21 protein-coding genes are annotated in these 18,745 nt (G+C 75.0%); 10 read left to right on the forward strand and 11 right to left on the reverse strand.

The window, feature by feature from the left end; genetic code table 11:
- Positions 1-63 precede the first annotated feature (63 nt).
- The 4 genes from AC27L3_RS27910 to AC27L3_RS27925 all read left to right on the forward strand — a co-directional run bounded on the left by AC27L3_RS27910 (position 64) and on the right by AC27L3_RS27925 (position 2,893).
- Positions 64-672, forward strand: a complete 609-nt coding sequence (locus AC27L3_RS27910) for a hypothetical protein (protein ID WP_487236844.1) — start codon at positions 64-66, stop codon at positions 670-672.
- Between the two features lie 39 nt (positions 673-711).
- Positions 712-1,581 carry a papain-like cysteine protease family protein gene (locus tag AC27L3_RS27915; protein WP_487236845.1) on the forward strand — a complete coding sequence of 290 codons (870 nt, stop codon included), beginning with the start codon at positions 712-714 and terminating at the stop codon, positions 1,579-1,581.
- A 14-nt stretch (positions 1,582-1,595) separates the two neighbouring features.
- On the forward strand, positions 1,596-2,456 hold the full coding sequence (locus tag AC27L3_RS27920) for a hypothetical protein (RefSeq protein WP_487236846.1): 861 nt from the start codon (positions 1,596-1,598) through the stop codon (positions 2,454-2,456).
- Positions 2,457-2,533: 77 nt separating this feature from the next.
- Positions 2,534-2,893 carry an arsenate reductase family protein gene (locus AC27L3_RS27925; RefSeq protein WP_487236847.1) on the forward strand — a complete coding sequence of 120 codons (360 nt, stop codon included), beginning with the start codon at positions 2,534-2,536 and terminating at the stop codon, positions 2,891-2,893.
- Between the two features lie 181 nt (positions 2,894-3,074).
- On the opposite strand, the gene AC27L3_RS27930 is transcribed toward AC27L3_RS27925, so the two are convergent.
- Together AC27L3_RS27930 and qcrB are read right to left on the reverse strand one after the other, a co-directional pair.
- Positions 3,075-3,356: a hypothetical protein gene (locus AC27L3_RS27930; RefSeq protein WP_487236848.1), complete on the reverse strand. Its 282-nt coding sequence runs from the start codon at positions 3,354-3,356 to the stop codon at positions 3,075-3,077.
- A 32-nt stretch (positions 3,357-3,388) separates the two neighbouring features.
- Positions 3,389-5,068, reverse strand: coding sequence for a cytochrome bc1 complex cytochrome b subunit (gene qcrB, locus AC27L3_RS27935; protein WP_487236849.1), 1,680 nt, complete (start codon positions 5,066-5,068; stop codon positions 3,389-3,391).
- A gap of 192 nt (positions 5,069-5,260) precedes the next feature.
- Here qcrB and AC27L3_RS27940 point away from each other — a divergent pair, with 192 nt between their 5' ends.
- Positions 5,261-5,998: a YoaK family protein gene (locus tag AC27L3_RS27940; protein ID WP_487236850.1), complete on the forward strand. Its 738-nt coding sequence runs from the start codon at positions 5,261-5,263 to the stop codon at positions 5,996-5,998.
- 12 nt (positions 5,999-6,010) lie between these two features.
- Here AC27L3_RS27940 and AC27L3_RS27945 read toward each other — a convergent pair whose 3' ends face one another.
- Together AC27L3_RS27945 and AC27L3_RS27950 are read right to left on the reverse strand one after the other, a co-directional pair.
- Positions 6,011-7,174, reverse strand: a complete 1,164-nt coding sequence (locus AC27L3_RS27945) for an alkane 1-monooxygenase (protein ID WP_487236851.1) — start codon at positions 7,172-7,174, stop codon at positions 6,011-6,013.
- A gap of 26 nt (positions 7,175-7,200) precedes the next feature.
- Complete coding sequence (locus tag AC27L3_RS27950) at positions 7,201-8,013, reverse strand: class I SAM-dependent methyltransferase (protein ID WP_487236878.1); 813 nt, start codon at positions 8,011-8,013, stop codon at positions 7,201-7,203.
- 186 nt (positions 8,014-8,199) lie between these two features.
- Between AC27L3_RS27950 and AC27L3_RS27955 the strand changes: the two genes are divergently transcribed.
- Positions 8,200-9,927: a cholesterol oxidase substrate-binding domain-containing protein gene (locus tag AC27L3_RS27955; RefSeq protein ID WP_487236852.1), complete on the forward strand. Its 1,728-nt coding sequence runs from the start codon at positions 8,200-8,202 to the stop codon at positions 9,925-9,927.
- A 20-nt stretch (positions 9,928-9,947) separates the two neighbouring features.
- Here the strand turns inward: AC27L3_RS27955 and AC27L3_RS27960 are convergent, their stop codons facing one another.
- From AC27L3_RS27960 to AC27L3_RS27970, 3 genes are all read right to left on the reverse strand, one after another.
- Complete coding sequence (locus AC27L3_RS27960; protein ID WP_365969866.1) at positions 9,948-10,184, reverse strand: DUF6480 family protein; 237 nt, start codon at positions 10,182-10,184, stop codon at positions 9,948-9,950.
- A gap of 143 nt (positions 10,185-10,327) precedes the next feature.
- Positions 10,328-11,620 (reverse strand): hypothetical protein, encoded by a 1,293-nt coding sequence (locus AC27L3_RS27965; RefSeq protein WP_487236853.1) that lies wholly within the window; start codon positions 11,618-11,620, stop codon positions 10,328-10,330.
- 379 nt (positions 11,621-11,999) lie between these two features.
- Complete coding sequence (locus tag AC27L3_RS27970) at positions 12,000-12,491, reverse strand: AAA family ATPase (RefSeq protein WP_487236854.1); 492 nt, start codon at positions 12,489-12,491, stop codon at positions 12,000-12,002.
- A gap of 131 nt (positions 12,492-12,622) precedes the next feature.
- Between AC27L3_RS27970 and AC27L3_RS27975 the strand changes: the two genes are divergently transcribed.
- Positions 12,623-12,859: a DUF5133 domain-containing protein gene (locus AC27L3_RS27975; RefSeq protein WP_487236855.1), complete on the forward strand. Its 237-nt coding sequence runs from the start codon at positions 12,623-12,625 to the stop codon at positions 12,857-12,859.
- On the opposite strand, the gene AC27L3_RS27980 is transcribed toward AC27L3_RS27975, so the two are convergent.
- Together AC27L3_RS27980 and AC27L3_RS27985 are read right to left on the reverse strand one after the other, a co-directional pair.
- Entirely contained in the window at positions 12,843-13,346 is a 504-nt protein-coding gene (locus AC27L3_RS27980; protein ID WP_487236856.1) for a metallophosphoesterase family protein, read from the reverse strand. The genes AC27L3_RS27975 and AC27L3_RS27980 overlap by 17 nt on opposite strands.
- Before the next feature lie 5 nt (positions 13,347-13,351).
- Complete coding sequence (locus AC27L3_RS27985; protein ID WP_487236857.1) at positions 13,352-14,434, reverse strand: SDR family oxidoreductase; 1,083 nt, start codon at positions 14,432-14,434, stop codon at positions 13,352-13,354.
- Between the two features lie 188 nt (positions 14,435-14,622).
- Here AC27L3_RS27985 and AC27L3_RS27990 point away from each other — a divergent pair, with 188 nt between their 5' ends.
- Both AC27L3_RS27990 and AC27L3_RS27995 read left to right on the forward strand, forming a co-directional pair.
- Positions 14,623-14,865, forward strand: a complete 243-nt coding sequence (locus AC27L3_RS27990; protein ID WP_487236858.1) for a hypothetical protein — start codon at positions 14,623-14,625, stop codon at positions 14,863-14,865.
- A 190-nt stretch (positions 14,866-15,055) separates the two neighbouring features.
- Positions 15,056-16,276, forward strand: coding sequence for a beta-ketoacyl-[acyl-carrier-protein] synthase family protein (locus AC27L3_RS27995; RefSeq protein WP_487236859.1), 1,221 nt, complete (start codon positions 15,056-15,058; stop codon positions 16,274-16,276).
- 256 nt (positions 16,277-16,532) lie between these two features.
- Here the strand turns inward: AC27L3_RS27995 and AC27L3_RS28000 are convergent, their stop codons facing one another.
- The gene (locus AC27L3_RS28000; RefSeq protein ID WP_487236860.1) at positions 16,533-17,183 is read right to left on the reverse strand and encodes a hypothetical protein; all 651 of its coding nucleotides are present in this window, start codon (positions 17,181-17,183) and stop codon (positions 16,533-16,535) included.
- Positions 17,184-17,398: 215 nt separating this feature from the next.
- Entirely contained in the window at positions 17,399-17,584 is a 186-nt protein-coding gene (locus tag AC27L3_RS28005) for a CsbD family protein (RefSeq protein WP_487236861.1), read from the reverse strand.
- A 152-nt stretch (positions 17,585-17,736) separates the two neighbouring features.
- On the opposite strand from AC27L3_RS28005, the gene AC27L3_RS28010 reads away from it, so the two are divergent.
- Positions 17,737-18,702: an LLM class F420-dependent oxidoreductase gene (locus AC27L3_RS28010; RefSeq protein ID WP_487236862.1), complete on the forward strand. Its 966-nt coding sequence runs from the start codon at positions 17,737-17,739 to the stop codon at positions 18,700-18,702.
- Positions 18,703-18,745 lie beyond the last annotated feature (43 nt).

Genomic DNA, 18,745 nt, shown 5'->3' on the forward strand with positions numbered 1-18,745 from the left:
TTTGGGGGGGGGGGGGGCCCCCCCCCCCCCCCCCCCCCCCGCCCCCCCACCCACGGAAGTCACGTGCTCATGCACCACCGCCGCGCCACGGCCGCGGCCACCGTCCTCGCCGGCCTGCTCACCCTCGCCGGCGCGACCACGGCCCACGCCCACGGGGACACCATCAGCCTCACCGGCTCCGGTGTGACCGCGGGGCACCCCACCACCAGGGCGACGTGGGAGGAGGACGGCCACCCGGTCGACGAGCGGGTCGCCGGCACCTTCACCGCGACCTCCTCCGACGGCACCACCCTGGGCCCCTGGCGCTTCGTGCCGGTGCCGGACCGGCCGGGGACGTACACCACCACCGAGGCACTGCCGGCGGGCGAGTGGACGGTCACCGCCCAGACGGCCTTCCCCTCGCTCGGCCGTACCGAGTACCGGGCCGAGGTGACCGCCGCGTCCCTGGCCGGTGCCACCGGCGCACCCGCCGGTCCCGCCGCACCGGCACACTCCGCGGCCCGGCCGGAGGCGCCCCCGCCCACGAGCGGGACCGCCTCCGGCGCGTCCGGCGGCGGGCCGGGCGCGGTGACCATCGGCATCACCGCGCTCGGCATCGCCGGCGCCGGCGCCCTGGCCGCCCTGTGGTGGCGCCGGCGCGCCCGCCACGTCCGAACAGCACGCCGCGTGTGACCAGCACGCCGCGTTGAACAGTAGGAAAAGGAACCCCCCATGCACAGATTCCGCAGGTCCTCCCGTACCCCGGCACGCACACCCGGGCGCGGGAAGGCCGTCCTGTCCACCCTGGCCGCCGCCGTGATGTCCGGCGGTCTGATGCTCGGCGCCGCCCCGCAGGCCCAGGCCGCGGTCACCGGCACGGTCGTGGCCGGGCAGGGCAACTTCGCCACCATCAACCAGCGCTCCCTGCCGTCCCTGACCTCGAACGTCACCGGAACGTCCGCGGTCGGCGACCGCATCCCGATGCAGTGCCGCACCACCGGCGACAGCGTCGAGAACAACAACCGCTGGATCTGGTCGGGCGCCTACTACATCGCCGACGCGTTCATCCGGGAGGACACCGGCTCCCTGCCGTCGTGCGGCACCAGCCGGCCCAGCGGGTGGACGGCCCTGAACATCGGCATGCAAAAGCAGGTCCGCGACCAGTGGTGCTGGGACGCCTCCGGCCTGACGATCGCCAACTACTGGGGCTACACCTCCTACAACCAGTACGACTTCTGCCGCCTGGCCCAGCAGGGCAACAGCGGCCTGAACTGCAACAACCAGCCGGCGACCCTCGGCGACATGGCCAACGGCCTGCGCACCATGGGCTTCCGCAACAGCGGCACCGACCTGTGGCGCAGCGCCTCCTTCGGCGAGACGCAGAACGAGATAGCCAACGGGCGCCCGTTCGCCGTCCGCATCGGCTGGACCTCCGGCGGCGGTCACATGAACGTCATCTACGGCTACGACAGCACCAGCAACATGGTGGCGGTCGGCGACCCCTGGCCCAGCACCCAGACGTACACGTGGTGGAACTACTCCACCTACGCCGGGAACAACTCCTTCCGGTGGACCCACTCGCGCATCGGCATCCACGCCTGAGGAGGCAGCCCACCATGCACCGTTCCCTCACCCGACGAGCCGCCGCCGTGCTCGCGGCCGCTGCCGCCGTCACCGTCTGCACCCTGACCCCGGCCCAGGCCGCCGACGGGCCCGCCGCCCCCGCGCCGTCCGACTACACCGCCGCCCAGCAGGTGCTGCGCTCCGGCCAGGTCCACGACACCGTCGCCCGCTTCCTGACCGCCGCCCGGCACCACTCGGACGGCGGCGCGGACGGCGGCACCTCGGCGGGCGCCCGGCGCGGTCTGGCCGCGGCAGCGCCCGGCTTCGACCTGAAGAAGCCGGTGCCCATGTACGAGCTCGCGCCCGAGTTCGTCACCGGCAAGGCCCGGGCGAGCGCCGCCTCGGCCCTGCGGCTGTCCTACCTCGCCTCCCGTGTCTCGGCCACCGACGGCCACCAGGCCGCGGTCCTGCTCGCCCCGCAGCAGGCCGGCGGCTCCTGGCAGCTGGCCGGGATCCGGGACGGCGAGGCGGACATCGCCGCGGCCGAGCGCGGCACCGAGCAGGCCCGCACCTTCATGGAGCCGCAGGTCCACGGCTGGTACCGGCTGACCGGCGACGGATTCGTCGAGCCGCTGAACAAGGAGGCGGGCGTGGCCCTGCAGGGCGCGTCGCGCGTCACGCTCGCGTCCTACCAGCAGCTGGTGGCCAAGCGCTACGGCGACAAACAGCCCGGCTCGGCGTACGACCGCAAGGGCCTGGCCGGCGGCTACGCGCTCCCCGAGGACCACCCGTCCCCGACGGCCGCGTCCTCCCCCGCCACCCCCGCCTGGCTCCCGGTGGCCGGCGGCGGCGCCGCCGTTGCGACAGCGGCCGCCGCGGCCGTCGTCCTGCACCGTCGCCGCACCACCGCCTGACCCCGCTCGCCCGTGTGGCCCGGCCCCCGGTGGGGCCGGGTCACTGTGCGTGCGCGGGTGTGGCAGTCTCTTGGGTCATGGAAATCTGGATCAATCCCGCCTGCAGCAAGTGCCGCTCCGCGCTGTCCCTCCTGGACGCCGAGGGGGCGCAGTACACCGTCCGGCGGTACCTGGAGGAGCCGCCGAGCGCCGAGGAGCTGCGCGAGGTGCTCGGCCGGCTGGGCCTGGAGCCGTGGGACATCACCCGCACGGGCGAGGCCGCGGCCAAGGAGCTGGGCGTCGCCGAGTGGGGACGTACGGAGGCGGACCGCGAGCGGTGGATCGAGGCGCTGGCGACGCATCCGGCGCTGATCCAGCGGCCGATCATCACGGCCGACGACGGCACCACGGTGGTGGGCCGCTCGGAGGAGGCCGTGCGGTCTGTACTGCCGGGCTAAGCCCTGTCCGGCGGATCAGGCAGCGCCCCGTCTGCGGGTGCGGCGTGGCTTGTCGCGCAGTTCCCCGCGCCCCTTACGGGGCGCCCCGTAAGGGGCGCGGGGAACTGCGCGATCGGCCACCGACGGCCCGCAGTCGACGCGCCCGGCGGCGGTAGCCGCACATCGACACCGCCCCGCGCCCCTACGGGGCGCCCTGGTCGGGCGCATCGGCCGGGAGCGTCCAGTCGTTGACCAGGCGCCGGGCGCGGCCCGCGTCGTCGGGGAAGACCAAGACCTGCAGCGTCCACGGCGAGCGGCGCCGGCCGCGGCCGCGCGGGGCGCAGTCGGCCACGGTGGAGCGGATCCGGTGGGTGTCGAGGAAGCGGCGGACCTCCTCGGCCGCCGTCCGGGTGGCCGTGCGGGCCACCGGGACGAGCAGGCCGAACGGGTAGGGCCGGGGGGTGCGCAGGCGCAGTCGGGGCACGTGTCTCACCGTCCTGCCGGCCGGGCCCGTTGTCAGTGGCTGCTGCGTTCGGCGAGCTTGTGGTGCTCGACGCTCTCGTGGGCGGCGTGGACCGCCCGGTACTCCTCGGCGGTGGGCTTGGCGATCTGGCCGTAGGGGCCGTAGTAGGTGCGGGCGAGGCGGGCGCGCAGCCGCTGGGGCCAGCCGACCTTGCGGGGGACGCCGTTCTCGTCCACCGGGGGCGGCAGCTCGTAGGGGCGGGGCTGCTCGTGCGCGGTGAGGGTGTACAGGTCGGCCTGGGGCAGGGGTTCGTGGATCTCCACGTACTCGCCGTGGGGGCGGCGCACGATGACGCCGGACTCGCGGCCGTGCAGGATCTTCTCCCGGTCGCGGCGCTGCAGGCCCAGGCACCACCGCTTGGTGATGAGGAAGACCAGGACGGGCAGGACGAAGAAGCAGATGCGCACCGTCCAGCTGATCGCGTTGAGCGAGAGGTGGAAGTGCGTGGCGAACAGGTCGTTGCCGCCGCCCACCAGGAGGATGGCGTACTCGGCGACCCAGGCGGCGCCGAAGGCGGTGCGGGTGGGGTTGTTGCGGGGCCGCTCGGCGATGTGGTGCTCGCGCTTGTCGCCGGTGAGCCATGCCTCGAAGAAGGGGTAGAGCCACAGCGCGAGGAAGACGAGGATGAAGACGGTCAACGGGATGAGGACGCCCAGCACGAGGGTGTGGCCGAGGAAGTTGATCTCCCAGCCGGGCATCACGCGGATGAGCCCTTCGGCGAAGCCCATGTACCAGTCGGGCTGGGCGTCGGTGGTGACCTGGTCCGGCCGGTAGGGGCCGTACGCCCAGATGGGGTTGACCTGGGCGATGGCGGAGAAGACGGCGAGGATGCCGCCGACGAGGAAGAAGAAGCCGCCGGCTTTCGCCATGTAGACGGGCATCAGGGGCATGCCGACGACGTTGCCGTTCCTGCGGCCGGGGCCGTATCCCTGGGTGTGCTTGTGGTAGAAGACCAGGATCAGGTGGGCCACGAGCAGACCGAGCATGATGCCGGGGATCAGCAGCACGTGGACGGTGAAGAACCGGGGGATCCAGATGGTGCCGGGGTACTGGCCGCCGAAGATGAACATCACCAGGTAGGTGCCGATGATGGGCACGGAAAGGATCGCGCCCTCCATGAAGCGGATCCCGGTGCCGGAGAGCAGGTCGTCGGGCAGGGAGTAGCCCATGAATCCGTCGAACATGCCGAGGATGAGCAGGCCCGCGCCGATGAGCCAGTTGAGTTCGCGCGGTTTGCGGAAGGCGCCGGTGAAGAAGACGCGCATCATGTGGACGGTCATCGCCATGATGAAGACGAGGGCCGCCCAGTGGTGCAGCTGGCGCAGCAGCAGGCCGCCGCGGATGTCCATGCTGATGTCGAGCGTGGAGCGGTACGCCTCCGACATGAGGATGCCGCTCAGCGGCGCGTAGGAGCCGTGGTAGACGACCTCGTTCATGCTGGGTTTGAAGAACATCGTCAGGTAGACGCCGGTGACGATGATGATGAGGAACGAGTAGAGGGCGACCTCGCCCAGCATGAAGGACCAGTGGTCGGGGAAGATCTTTCTGAGGTTCGCCTTGGCCAGCGAGAACAGACCGATGCGGCCATCGGCCCAGGTCGCCAGCCGCTCGCCCGCGGAGGCGGGGGCGGGGTGGCCGGGCGAGGCCGCGGGGGTGTGCTGAGTGTCGGTCATGCGCTGCAGTTCTCCCGGACCCTGGGCGGCATTTCCCTGCCAGCCACTTCTTCCACAGGAATGGCGATTCCTGGCACTGTGCGCCCATATTCCACGCATTCGGCCGCAGTGTGCGTGATTTGCGCGGAGTGTCGGGGAGTGTCCGGCCCGCTCCTGCCCCCTCGGCGCGGCCTGCGGTCCTATGGTCCGTCTATGACGGAAACCGCCGGCCGGCCGCGGCCCGGGGAGGGCCAACGCGCCCTTCCGGTGGCCATGGCGGCGCTCACCGTGACCACGGGGGTCGTGGAGGCCGTCAGTTTCCTGGTGCTGGGGCCGGTCTTCACCTCCGTGCAGACCGGCAACCTGCTCTTCCTCGGCTTCTCCCTCGCCGGGCAGGGCGGCCTGTCCCCCGCCGCCTCCGGCGCCTCGCTCGGCGGGTTCGTGGTGGGTGCGCTGCTCGGTTCGCGGTTCGAGTCGGGCGCGGACGCCCGCGGACGACCGTGGCTGACGGCGGGATTGGTGGCGGAGGCCGTCCTGCTGGCGGTGGGGGCGGCGGTCTCCTGGGGCATCCGCGCCGCCGGCGCGCCGCTGACCGCCCGGCACTACGCGGTGGCCGCGATCGTGGCGGTCGCGATGGGCATGCGCAACATCACCACCTTGCGGGCGAAGGTGCCGGATCTGCCCACGACGGTGGCCACCCGGGCGCTGACCGGGCTGCTCGGCGGCTCGCCCCTGGCCGTGGACTCGCGGATCTCCTCCGACGCGCCCAGCCAGCTGCGCCGCACGGCGACGGTGGGGGCCATGTTCGCCGGCGCGCTGCTGGGCGCGTGGGCCCTGCGCGAGGCTGTGCGGCCGCACGTGGTCCTGCTGGCGGCGGCCGGCGGGGTGCTGCTCGTCGCCGTCGGGCACGCGCGGGCGGTCTCCCGGTCCGGGCCGCGCCGGCCGCACTGACCGTACGGCGGCTCAGGTGCCGAAGCGGGCCGCGAGGCGTGCCCGCACGGGCGGGTGGACGTTGGCCTGGGCGAGGTCGCCGCCATAGCGAGCCAGCACCCTGGGGTCCATCACCCGCCGCCACAGCGGCGGGAGCCAGGCCAGCAGGGCCATGGCGACGAACCCGGCGGGCAGCCGGGGCGCCTCCTGCCGGCTGCGCAGGACGGGGTAGGGGCGCAGGGGATGGACGTGATGGTCGGAGTGGCGCTGGAACTGGAAGAGCAGGACGCTGCTGACGATCGCGTCGCTGTTCCAGCTGTGGCCGTAGGCGGGGCGCTCGTAGCGGCCGTCCGGGCGGCGCCGGCGCAGCAGGCCGTAGTGGTCCATGTAGGCGCCGGTCTCCACGACGCAGATGCCGAACGCCGCCTGCAGCGCCAGGTAGGGCGCGATGCGGGGGCCGAAGGCGAGGACGAGCCCGGCGAAGAGCAGGAGGGTCGGGGTCCAACTGCGAAGGACGTCGTTGTGCACGTCGAAGCGGCTGCGGCCGCGCCGGGCCAGGCGCCGGGCCTCGCTGTGCCAGGACTCGGCGAGGCGGCCGGCGACCACGCGGGGCAGAAAGCGCCAGAAGGATTCGCCGAGACGCGCGCTGGAGGGGTCGCCCGGGGTGGCCACGTGCGCGTGGTGGCCGCGGTTGTGGGCGATGCGGAAGTGGCCGTACGCGATCTGGGCGAGGGCCAGGCGGCTCAGGACGCGCTCGGCCTTCTCGCTGGTGTGGCCCAGCTCGTGGGCGACGTTGAGGCCGAGCGCGCCGACCCAGCCGGCGGCCAGGGCGAGGCCCGCGCGGTCGGCGGGCGAGAGCTGCGGCGAGGCCCACTGGTGGCAGACCCACAGCAGGGAGAGGTACTGCAGGGGGACGAAGAGGTAGGTGCACCAGCGGTGGTAGGCGCCGGCCCGGCCGGTGCGGGCGGCGTCGTCCGGCGGGTTGGCGTGGTCGGAGCCGGCCAGCCAGTCGGCCACCGGGATCACCGTCAGCACGCCCAGCACGGGCAGCCACCAGCCCAGGGAGCCCACGAGGGGGTGCAGGTGCGCCAGGGAGAACAGCGGCAGCACCGGGCTGAGCGTGGCCACCGGCCACAGCAGCGGTTTGACGAGCCGCCACAGGTGCGGGCGGCGGGTGGCGAGGGACGGGGCGTGCATGGGCCCTCCTCGTCGTCGACGCGGGGTCAATCCACCGAATCTACCGGCCCCTTCGCAGGGGACGCAGGGGGGCGCCCGGCGCCCGGCCCGGGCTTGCGGGCGCTGGTCAGCGCCGTGGTCACCAGCGGGCCGCACCACCACATGCGGGGCCCGAGCGAACGGCGTACGACGTCCCGCATGCCGAGGGCGGTCAGGGCCGCCGGGTACCGGCGGGAGCGGATGTCCACCAGGAGCAGCAGCCCGCCGGGCCGCAGCACGCGCACGGCCTCGGCCAGGGCCGTGCGCCGCCGGCCCGCGGGGTGGATGTTGTGCAGGGTCATGCAGCCGGCGACGAGGTCGAAGCTGGCGTCGGCGAACGGCAGGGCGGTCAGGTCGGCGGTGGCCAGGCGCACCCGGTCGGCGAGGCCGGCCGCGGCGATGTTGGCCCGCAGGGCTTCAGGGCTGCTGCGCCACTGGTCGCGCTGCCGCCAGCGGTCGATGCCGACGGCGTGCCCGGTGGTCAGGTGCCGGGCCGTGCCCAGCAGGACGGTGCCGCTGCCGCAGCCGGCGTCCAGGATCCGCTCGTCGCCGCGCAGTTCGAGGCCGCCGGCCAGCTCCTGCCAGATGGCGGCCTTGCCGCGCAGGGTGGTGTGCAGGTACGTCGCCAGGCAGCCGGTCAGGCCGCCCGCGGCCAGGGCGGCGCCGGCGGTGACGGCGCGCGGGGCCGCGAGGAGGGGTGCCGTGGCCGCGGCGAGGGCGGTCAGCGAGGCGCCCGCGGCCAGGGCGGCCAGTTCGAAGGGGCCGTCGATGCCGAAGGGCAGCAGGCGGGAGGGTGCGGGGCCGGCGGCCCGCGGTGGCATGCGCACGGCCTCACGATGACCAGGGGCGCCGGGCCGGGCAAGGGGTCAGTCGGGTGCGCCGGTGGTGCGCGGCCGGCGGGGCGCCGGCGCGCGCTGCCGGCCGCCGGGCGGGGGCCGCGCGCTCTCCCGGTACTCCTGGCGCTCCGGCGCCGTTGGGGGAGGCGGGCGACCACGAGGGAGGCTGCGGTGGGCGGCGGGACGACCGACGAGGGGAGGGCTCCGGCGGGGCCGCCACGGCGCCGGGTGCTCGTGCAGGCCGCCGGGGCGGCGGCGGGCGTGGCACTGGGCTGGACACCGGCGTTCACCGTGTCGGCGCGGGCGGCGGACGCGGACGTGCCGCCGTCGTTCCCGCGCGGGGTGCGGCTGGTGCGGCAGGCGTTTCGCAACTGGTCGGGCGAGGTGGCCCTCGACGCGGTGTGGACGGCCCTGCCCGCGCACCCCGCCGACGTGCTCGCTCTGGCCGACTGGGCCCGGGCCCACGGCTGGCGGTTGCGTGCCAAGGGGGCGGCGCACACCTGGTCACCGATCCTGGCCCGCGCGGGAGAGCCCGTGGAAAAGCTGGTGATGGTCGACACCACCTACGGGCTGACGGCCGTCCGCTGCCCCGGGCAGGGCCCGGGGACCGTGACCGCGCAGGCCGGGGCGTCACTGGACGCGGTCCTCGCGGCGCTGGAGGACGCCGGGTACGCGCTGCCGTGCACTCCGGCCTCCGGTGCGCCGACGCTCGGCGGCGTCCTGGCCATCGGCGGGCACGGTACGGGGGTGCCGGTCGCCGGCCCGTGGAGCGCGGCCCACTCGACCGTCGGCGACACCGTGGCGTCGCTGACCGCCGTGGTGTGGGATGGGGCGGCGGGGCGGCACGTCCTGCGGCGATTCGACCGCTCCCATCCGGACACCGCGGCCTTCCTGGCGCACCTGGGGCGCGCGTTCGTCACCGAGGCGACGCTGCGCGTCCCGCCGGACGCAGCGCTGCGCTGCCGCAGTTCCCTCGACGTGCCGGCCGGGGAGCTGTTCGGGCCGCCGGGCGGGCGGCGGGCCCTGGAGCGGTTCGTGGCCCGCTCGGGGCGGGTGGAGGCGCTGTGGATGCCGTACACCCGGTATCCGTGGCTGAAGGTGTGGACGCACGAGCCGGTGCGGCCGGCGGAGGCGCGGGCGATCCGCTCGCCGTACCCCTACCCCTTCTACGACACGCTGCCGAAGGAGGCGTCCGTCCTCCTGCGCGAGGTCACCACGGGTGCCGCGGCGCTGACGCCGCTCTTCACGGCCGCCGTGGAACAGGGCATCCGGCTGGGACTGACGGCGACGGCCTCCTGGGACCTGTGGGGGCCCTCGCGCAGCACCCTGCTCTACCTGCGGCCCGGCACGGTGCGCTGGCGGTACGCCGGGTGGGCGGTGCTGTGCGCCCGGCGCGACGTGCAGGGCGTGGTCCACGACGTGTGGAGCCGGGTGCAGGCGCTGCTGGCGGCGCACCGGGTGCGGGGCGAGTTCCCGCTGAGCGGTCCGTTCCATGTGCGGATCGCCGGTGCGGACGCCGCGACGCCCACCGGTGCGCTGCTCTCCCCCGCCCGGGCCCGCGCGGACCGACCGGAGGGGGACACCGTGGTGTGGCTGAACACGGTGACCTTCCCCGGGACGCCCGGTGAGCTGGTCTTCCACCGGGAGCTGGAGGAGTGGATGCTCGCACACTTCGCCGGCCGGGCCGTGGTGCGGCCCGAGTGGCCCAAGGCGTGGGGGTACGGCGCGCGGGGGCCCTGGAGCGCGGATGCGGCGCTGGTCGCCTCGTTGCCGGAGGCGTTCGGTGCGGGCCTGCCGGCGGGCCGCCGCTGGGAGGACGCCGCGCGGGTGCTGGACCGCCACGACCCGGCCCGCGTCTTTCGCGGGCCCTTCCTCGGCGAGCTCTTCCCCGCCCCGTGATCATCGGGCCCGCAGCGGGCTCAGATGCCGGCGATCACCACGGCCATGGCGATGAAGAGCGCGACGAACACCAAGGTCAGCAGCACCATCACGGTCATCGGCGCCTTGGCCCAGCCGGTGGGCGGATTGTGCGTCTCCTGGGGGCCGGCCTCCGAGGTGCTGCCCTCGCCCGGCGGGGTCTCGCCCGGTGGCACGCCGCCGCCCGGTTCGAGTCCGGGGGTGTTGTCGGGGTCCGGATCCATGCTGGGAGTCGTCATGGCGTACGAGTACCAGGAGCGGGCCCCGCATCCACCTCGCGGCGGGATGTTTCGCGCGTTCTCACCGGATTCTCACCGGAAAGGACGGCTGCGGCGCGGTGGTGCGGGGCCGTGCTCCGGGTGGGGCGTCAGGTGCAGGCGGCTCAGCTGCGGCTGACGGTGCCGCACTCGGCGCGGCGGTCCTTGCCGGATGCCTTGCCGGACGCCTTGCCGCCCTCGGCCCCGTCGCCGGTGTCGAGCTCGCGGCTGCGGTCGTAGGGGTCGACGGCGGGACCGGAGGGCTGCGGGCCGTCGGTGCGGGTGGAGGGGAAGACGGGGTGCAGGTAGCCGTCGTAGCGGCCGCAGGCGGAGTTGCCCGCTTCCATGTCGAACGAGGACAGGGTCAGCCGGTCCGGCGTCACCTCGTAGCGCTCGGGGTCGAGCAGCTCGGTGTCCAGCACGCGGCGCACGATGGTGCGCGTCACCTCCTTGGAGCCGCGGGCCGGCTTCTTCAGGGCGTAGACGAAGGTGTAGTCGGCGTGCACGGTGACGCCGCCGTCCTTGCCCTCCTTGAAGGTGATGCGGCCGCGCGTCTTGACCGTCGGGCCCACGAGGACCGCTTCCCTGGGATCGAACCGGCTGAAGAGCAGCACCGGGTCGTGGTCCCGGTCGGGGCGGGCCAGGGAGGCGGTGGCGAAACCGGAGACGTCCTCCTGGCGCGGGTCGAGCAGGGCGAGCGCGGCGGCCGGCCGCTCGCCGCGCAGGGTCGCCGGATCGAGGCCGGTCGCGACGAGGAAGTCCTTGGTGCGCTGCAGGACGGCGGCGACCTGTTCCTTCGACATGGCGCCGACGGCCCGGGGCTCGGGCAGGACGATGCCGGCGGCGCCGTCGGCGTAACTCTGGGCCGGGGAGCCCGCGAAGGGGCGCGCCAGGGTGGGAGCCTCCTCGGGGACGTCGCCGGGGGCGCCGGTGGGGCGCGCGGTCTCGGCGGCCAGGGGCGCCGCGTCGTGGGGGCGCGTGCCGCCGTCCTTGCCGAGGCCGCCGGGCAGGCGGGAGAGCACGGCGCCGGGGTTGAGCGCGAACAGCACGATGGCGACGGCGGCGAGGACGCCGATGCCGCCGCGGATGCGGCGCTTGCGGTCCGCCTTGCCGTTCATCTCCTGCCACGCGGGCCCGGTGCGCCAGCCGGGAGGCTGGGCGGGCGGGACGTCCTTGCGGCGGCGCGCGCCCGGCAGCCGCCCGAGCCCCTTGCGGCGGGCGGCGGATGCGGCCTGCTCGTCCTGCGCGCGCAGCCGGGCGGTGACCATGCGGGCCCGCGCCGAGGGCTCCGCGGGGGCGGTCGCGCGGATGGCCTCCTCGTGGTCGTGGACGAAACGCTCCCAGACGTCGTCGGGCACGGACGGCCGGCTGCCGTCCCCGTCCGTGGGTCTGCCGGAGGCCGGGGGTTCGACTGTCACTGCGCACTCTCTCGCGTCAAGGGAATCAGCGGATCAGGCCGCACTTTAGACGTATGTTCGAGCTGGCGTGCAGTCAGTTGGTGCCAGGCGCCCCGTAGGGGGCGGGGGCGGTGTCGGCCTGGGGCTGCCGCCGCGTGGGCGCGACACGGCATCCCGCCTGCGGGCGCGTCGTGGTTTGTCGCGCAGTTCCCCGCGCCCCTATGGGGCGCCGTCGGCTGGTGCAGTGCCCCGTCAGGGGCGCGGGGCGGTGTCGATGTGCGGCTGCCACCGCGTGGGCGCGATCAGCCACCGACGGCCCGCAGCCGGCGCACCAGCCCGAGGCCCGGGCGAAGCACGGCACCGTGCCCCTGCGGGGCGCTGCGTGATCCGCCAGGCAGGCCTAGGAGCCGGATGGGTCCGGGAGGGGACGTACGCGGAAGCCGCCGCGGCCGTCGAACGTCACCTCGTGCACGGCGTCGAAGCCGTCCGCCCGCCGGGGCCGGCGCAGCCGGCCGGCGGTGGCGTACAGGCCGACGTCCGGCACCCGGGTCGCGTGCGGGCGCAGGGCGTTGCGGGCCAGGGAGCCCTCGACGTCGGGCGGGAACCAGTAGGCGACGACGGGCACGCCCCACCGGCGGCCCGCCTCCAGCAGCGGGCCCCACTCCAGCGGCGAGGGGTTGGTGTTGTCGACCACGACCGCGACGCCCTGGGAGAGGGCCTCCTCCACCAGGCGCATCTGCCGCTTCTGCCGGTGCCGGGCGCGGCGGAAGAGGTCCTTGCTGACCAGGACGTGGGTGCCGGCGAAGGTGGCGGCCTGGAAGGTGGACTTGCCGGAGGCCTGGAGCCCGACCAGGACGACCAGCTCCGGTCGCGGTTCCGGTGCGGTGTTCATCGCACGATTGTCGCCGCCGGGCGCGCGGCCCGCAGGACCGGCAGGCATGAGACGCGTGTGACGGGGCAGGCGCAGTGCCGGATGCCGCAGGTCGTGGAGGGCGGCGTCCGCAGGAGTCGAAGGAGGAGTAGATGCTGCTTGCCCATCCCGCCGTGCTCGACGACCTGGTCCGGCGCTACACGGCGCTGGAGCGCGAACTGATGGCCGGTCATACCGATCCGTCGGTCCAGCAGAAGCTGGCCGACGTGGCGTACACCCTGTGCGTCTCGACGGGCACCCGGGACATCGACGCCGCCCTGGTGGCGGCCCGGCACCGGCTGCCCGGTGCCCGTACGGAGGACGACAGCGCGCTCAACGCGGCGACGTGAGGCGGTGCAGGGTCACGTCCGTCAGACGCCCGTCCACCACCTCGGCGGTCATGTAGGTGTGGTGGGGCTGGCGCCGCCGGTCGGTGGGGGAACCGGGGTTGAGCAGGCGTATGCCGCCGGGCCCGGTGGTGTCCCAGGGGATGTGGCTGTGTCCGAAGACCAGCAGGTCCGTGCCGGGGAAGCGGCGGGCGCAGCGCTCCTCGCGGCCCCGGGCCGGGCCGGTGTCGTGCACGACGGCCAGGCGCAGCCCGCCCACGGTGGCGCGGGCGACCTCCGGCAGCCGGGCCTGCAGCTCGGGGCCGTCGTTGTTGCCGTGCACGGCGACGAGCTGCGCGGCGCGGGCGGCCAGCAGGTCGAGGGTGGCGGTGTCGGTCCAGTCGCCCGCGTGCACGACGACGTCGGCGTCGTCGACGGCGCGCAGCAGTTGTTCGGGCAGGGCCCGGGCGCGGCGGGGCACATGGGTGTCGGAGGTCAGCACCAGCCGCATGCCGTTCACCGTCCGCCGGGCCGTGCCCAGGGCCGGAAGCGGGCGCGCAGCTCGTCGTGGTCCAGGGGGTGGGCCGCCCGCGCGGGGTCGGTGACGACGGCGTCGGTGCGGTCGCGGCGGAAGCGCTGGGCGGTGGTGGCGTAGGGGACGTAGGCGCGCAGCAGCCGGTGCAGGTGCCGCTCGGCCTCGGTGAGGTGTTCCTCGCCGGTGACGAGGGCCGCCGTGGTGCCGGCGTTGGCGGCGAGGGCGCGCAGGACCTCCCCGGTGGTCGGGGGCGCGGCGTTGGTGAGGTGGAAGACGCCGGCGCCCCCGGCCCGGCCGATCTCGGCGGCCTCGCGGGCCACGTGGTCGACGGGGACGAGGTTGAGGTGGGCCTCGGGCCGGGCGAGCAGGTGCAGGGTGGTGCCGGCCGGGTGTCTGCGGGCGTGGGCGGCGAGGGCGCGCTGGACGGCGGCCAGGGCGCCGCCGCGGCCGGGGTGGGCGAGGGTGGTGCTGTGCCCGATCAGCAGTCCGGGGCGCAGGATGCGCACCCGGAAGTCGAGTTGCCGCCCGACGAGCCGTTCGGCTGCGATCTTGCCGGCCTCGTAGGGGTTGCGGGGGCTGGCGGCGGTCACGAGGCGTTCGGGGACGGGGCCCTCGGCGGCGCCGGCGACGTGGGCGGTGCTCACGTAGGTGAAGGCCGTGGCGCCCGCGGCGCGGGCGAGGGCCAGGGCGCGCCGGGTGGCGGCGAGGTTGCCGGCGAAGGCCTGGCGGCGCTGCCGCCAGGGCAGGGCGAGCCGTCCCGCGAGGTGCCAGAACTCCACTTCCGCGGCGCGCGGCAGGGTCCGGGCGTCCACGCCGCAGGTGTCGGCGGTGAAGTCGGCGGGGACGGCGAGCGGGCGGCCGACCGCGCGCTCGCGCAGCCCGGGCGCCAGGGCGTACGCCTCGGCCGCGGCGGCCAGGGCGGTGCGCAGCCGTGTCCCGGGGGGCTGTTGTCCGGGCCTGACCAGGCAGACGATCTCGCTGTCGGTGGTGGTGGCCAGTTCCAGGGCGAGGGCGGCTCCCAGCAGCCCGGTGGCCCCGGTGAGGACGTGGAGGGGCTGTCGCATGCGCACCTCGTTCGCGGAAGTGATCGCCGGGGGACGCACCGTAACACCGCGGTGCGGCGGACCGGCGCAGGCGCCGCCCGCCGCGAACGCCCGGGCGGTGAGAGCCGCATGCGCTCCGCTCCGCCGGGTACTCGTCGCGCCCGCCGCACGGTGCGGCGGGCGGCGGCAGCCGGGACGGAGGTGGCGGGATGGCTCGGCAGAAGAAGGGGTACGAGCGGGCGCGCGACGAGCAGGAGCCGGGTGCGCATTCGGGCGGGGAGAGCCAGGCGCGCGAGCGGTCGGTGCCCGGCACGGCCAGTGCGAGCGAGGGCTACCAAACGAAGGGCGGTACGGCGCACGGCGAGGCGCTGGAGGGGGTGCAGGACACCGCGAAGGACACCGCAGCGCCGCGGTCCACGGGGCGCAAGCGGCGATCGCATCGGGAGGAGTGACCCTTCCGCAATTGTGAGAACCTCATAGTTTTGTGATCTTGAATCGGTGGGCTCGCGCGCATGAACACAGCGGCATCCACCTGACAGCCTGTTCCTTGATCCGATCGCCCGGCAACGGACCGCTCCCCCTTGGGGAGCGGCCGTTGTGGGGTTCCTACGGATGCATCGATCAGGAACGGGAGGACAGGGGATGCCGCAGCACGACGACGTCCTGGTGACGGGGCTGGGCGCCATCACACCGCTGGGGGCGGACGCGCAGGCGCTGTGGGCGGGACTGCTCGCGGGAAAGTCCGGGGTGGGCCTGCTGGAGGAGGAGTGGGCCGCGGACCTGCCGGTCCAGGTGGCCGCGCAGCTGGAGACGGACCCGCTCACGCTGCTGGACCGCGTCCAGGCGCGCAGGCTCGACCGCTGCGAGCAGCTGGCACTGATCGCCTCCCGCGAGGCCTGGCAGGACGCGGGCCGGCCCGCGGTGGAGCCCGAACGGCTCGCCGTGATCGTGGGCACCGGCACCGGGGGCGTCCTGACCACGCTCGGGCAGGACGATGTGCTCGAACGCTCCGGTGCACGCCGGCTGTCGCCGTTCACCGTGCCCATGCTGATGCCCAACGGCCCGGCCGCCTGGGTCAGCATGGACCTCGGGGCCCGCGGCGGCGCCCGTACGCCGGTCAGCGCCTGCGCGTCGGGCGCGGAGGCCATCGCCATGGGGCTGGACCTCATCCGCGCCGGGCGGGCGGACGTGGTGGTCGCCGGGGGCACGGAGGCATGCCTGCACCCCTTCACCCTTTCGGCGTTCGCGCAGATGAAGGCGCTGGCGACGGACACGCGGGACCCGCAGTCGCTCTCGCGGCCCTTCGACGCGGACCGCAGCGGCTTCGTGATGGCGGAAGGCGCCGGCCTGGTGGTGCTGGAGCGGGCGGAGTTCGCCCGGGCACGCGGGGCGCGGGTGCGCGCCGCGCTGGCCGGGGCGGGCATCTCCTCCAGCGCCCGGCACATCACCGCCTCGGACGTGGCGGGCCAGGTGCTGGCGATACGCTCCGCGCTCGACCAGGCGGGGCTGGCCCCGCAGGACGTCGACCACGTCATGGCCCACGCGACCTCGACGGACTCGGGCGACCTCGCGGAGGCCGAGGCGATCACGGCGGCGCTGGGCGGGCACACGGCGGTCACGGCCACCAAGTCGATGACGGGACACATGCTCGGCGCCTCCGGCGCCGTGGCGGCGATCGCGGCGGTGCGCACGCTGCAGGAGGGGGTGCTGCCGGCCACCCGCAACCTCGACCGCCTCGACCCGCAGGTCCACCTGGACGTCGTCCGCGGCGACAACCGCCGCGGCGCGTGGGGAGCGGGCCTGGTGAACTCCTTCGGCTTCGGCGGCCACAACGTTTCCTTGCTGTTCACCAGGGCCGCCTAGGCCGTGCCCGGCCGATCTTCGCCATACGGCGACCACGGCGCCCCGTAAGGGGCGCGGGGCGCTGTCGACCTGCGGCCGGCGCCGCGTGGGCGCGATCGGCCACGGACGGCCCGCAGTCGAGGTGCCACCCCAGCACCTCCTCTGCGGGCACGTCGTGGCTTGTCGCGCAGTTCCCCGCGCCCCTTACGGGGCGCGCCGTGGTGGCGCGTGACGAAGATCCGCCGGAAGGCAAGGCGCCGCGTAGGGGCGGCGGCGCTCAGCGCGAGCGGTCGGCTTCGGCCGCGGCCTGCTCGGCCTCCCGCAGGCGCTCCTCGGCGCGGCGCAGCGCGCGGTCGGCGTCCTGCTCGACGGCGCGGGCCGCCTCCAGGGCGGCGGTCAGCCGTGCCGTCTCGTCCCCGGCGGCCGTACGGGCCTGCCGGGCGCGCGCCTCTTCGTCGCGGGCGCGCTCCAGTTCCTTCTCGCGGGTGCGCAGCCGGCGTTCGGCCTCGCGCCGGTGCTCGCGGGCGCGGGCGAGGTCCTCGCGGCGGCGGCGTTCCCGGGCGCGGGCCAGATCGGTGACGCGGGCGGGGGCGCCGGGGCGTTCCGCGCCGGTGGGGGCGGGGGGTGCCGCGAGGCGTTCGGCCGCGCCGGGGGCGAGGCCGGGGAAGCCGGTGACCGGTTGCGGGGGCCGGCTGAGCCGGCCGGTGGCCCACTGCCGGGCCGCCTCGGGGTCGGCCAGGACGGTGTGCAGTGTCTGTGCCACCTCGCGCTCGACGTCGTCCCCGACGGGCCGTCCGGCGGCGGCGGTGAGCCGGCGCGCCTGGGCGGACAGGGAGTCGACCAGGGTACGCTGCCGGCGGCCGAGCTCGCGCAGCCGGGCGCCGTCGAGGGTGCGGTGGGCCTCGCGCAGGGCCTCGCCGAGAGCCATCAGGGCCTCGGCTTCGTCGGGCAGTTCGTGGACGAGCAGGTTGCTCGCCCAGGCGGCGAGGGTGGGGCGGCGCAGGGCGCCGAGGCGCCGGGCCAGTTCGGCGTCGCCGGCGCGCCGGGCCTGCGCCGCCCGCCGGTCGCGGGCGGCGGTGAACTCGTCGGGCCGCAGCCGGTAGAGCTCGTCGGCGGCGTCCGGCGGGCCGGGCGGCCGGGGGCTCAGTGGCCTCCTTTGCGCCTGACCGCGTGGCGGGCCTTCTCCACGGCGTCGTGGAGTTCGCCCTTGGCCTTCTCGACGCGGCCCTCGGCCTCCATGCGCCGGTCGCCGGTGGCCTTGCCGGTGCCCTGCTTGAGCCGGCCCTTGGCCCGCTCGGCCTTCGCCTTCGCCTTGTCCTTGGCTGTCATGGGGCAGTGCCGCCTTTCGGAACGGGAGGTTCCCCCCTCCTGTGCACGAGTGTCCGCGCGGGCCCGCGCGGGCGCACGTGTCGTTGGGCCGAACGGGCGCTCGGCGGGGCGGGAGCGGGTTTCGCCCCGCCTGCCGGGGAAACCCGGCTCTTATGGTGCAATTCGGTTACACGATGATGTGCGAGCAGGCCGGCCCGCGCGAGCTGGTCTCCCATGTGGTGGGTGCGGAGGAGGCGGGGTTCGACTTCTCCGTCATCTCCGACCACTATTTCCCCTGGCTGTCCTCCCAGGGCCACTCCCCCAACGCCTGGGCCGTCCTGGGCGCCGCCGCCCAGGCCACCTCCCGGATCCCGCTGATGACGTACGTCACCTGCCCGACCGTGCGCTACCACCCGGCGGTGGTCGCCCAGCAGGCCGCGACCGTCCAGCTGCTGTCGGGCGGCCGGTTCCGTCTGGGACTGGGCTCGGGCGAGAACCTGAACGAGCACGTGGTCGGCGGCGGCTGGCCGACGGTGCGGGTGCGGCAGGAGATGCTGGAGGAGGCCGTCGGCATCATCCGCGGCCTGTTCGAGGGCCGTACCCTCAACCACCACGGCCCGCACTACGACGTGGAGCACGCCAAGCTGTGGGACGTGCCCGAGCAGGCGCCGCCCATCGGCATCGCCGTCTCCGGCGAGCGCTCGTGCAAGCTCGCCGGTCACCTGGCCGATCTGGTCATCGCGGTGGAGCCGAAGAAGGAGCTGCTGGAGTCCTTCGACCGGCACGGCGGTGCGGGCAAGCCGCGCGTCGGCCAGGTGCCGGTGTGCTTCGATACCGACCGGGACGCGGCGATCGAGCGCGCCCACGAGCAGTTCCGGTGGTTCGGCCTGGGCTGGGACGTCAACTCCGAGCTGCCGCACGACCGCGCGTTCGCCGCGGCGACGCAGTTCGTCACCAAGGACGACGTCGCGCAGGCGATCGCCTGCGGTTCCAAGGTGGACGACTTCGTCGAGGCCGTGAAGCCGTACGTGGAGGCGGGCTTCACCGAGGTCGCGCTGGTCCAGATCGGCGGGCGGCACCAGGAGCCGTACCTGGAATGGGCCGAGGCGGAGCTGCTGCCCGCACTGCGGGAGCTGTGAGGGCAGGGAGTCGTCGGTGCGCGCGTGATCCCCGCCCGGGTGG

It is taken from the genome of Streptomyces sp. PKA51 (assembly GCF_057552455.1).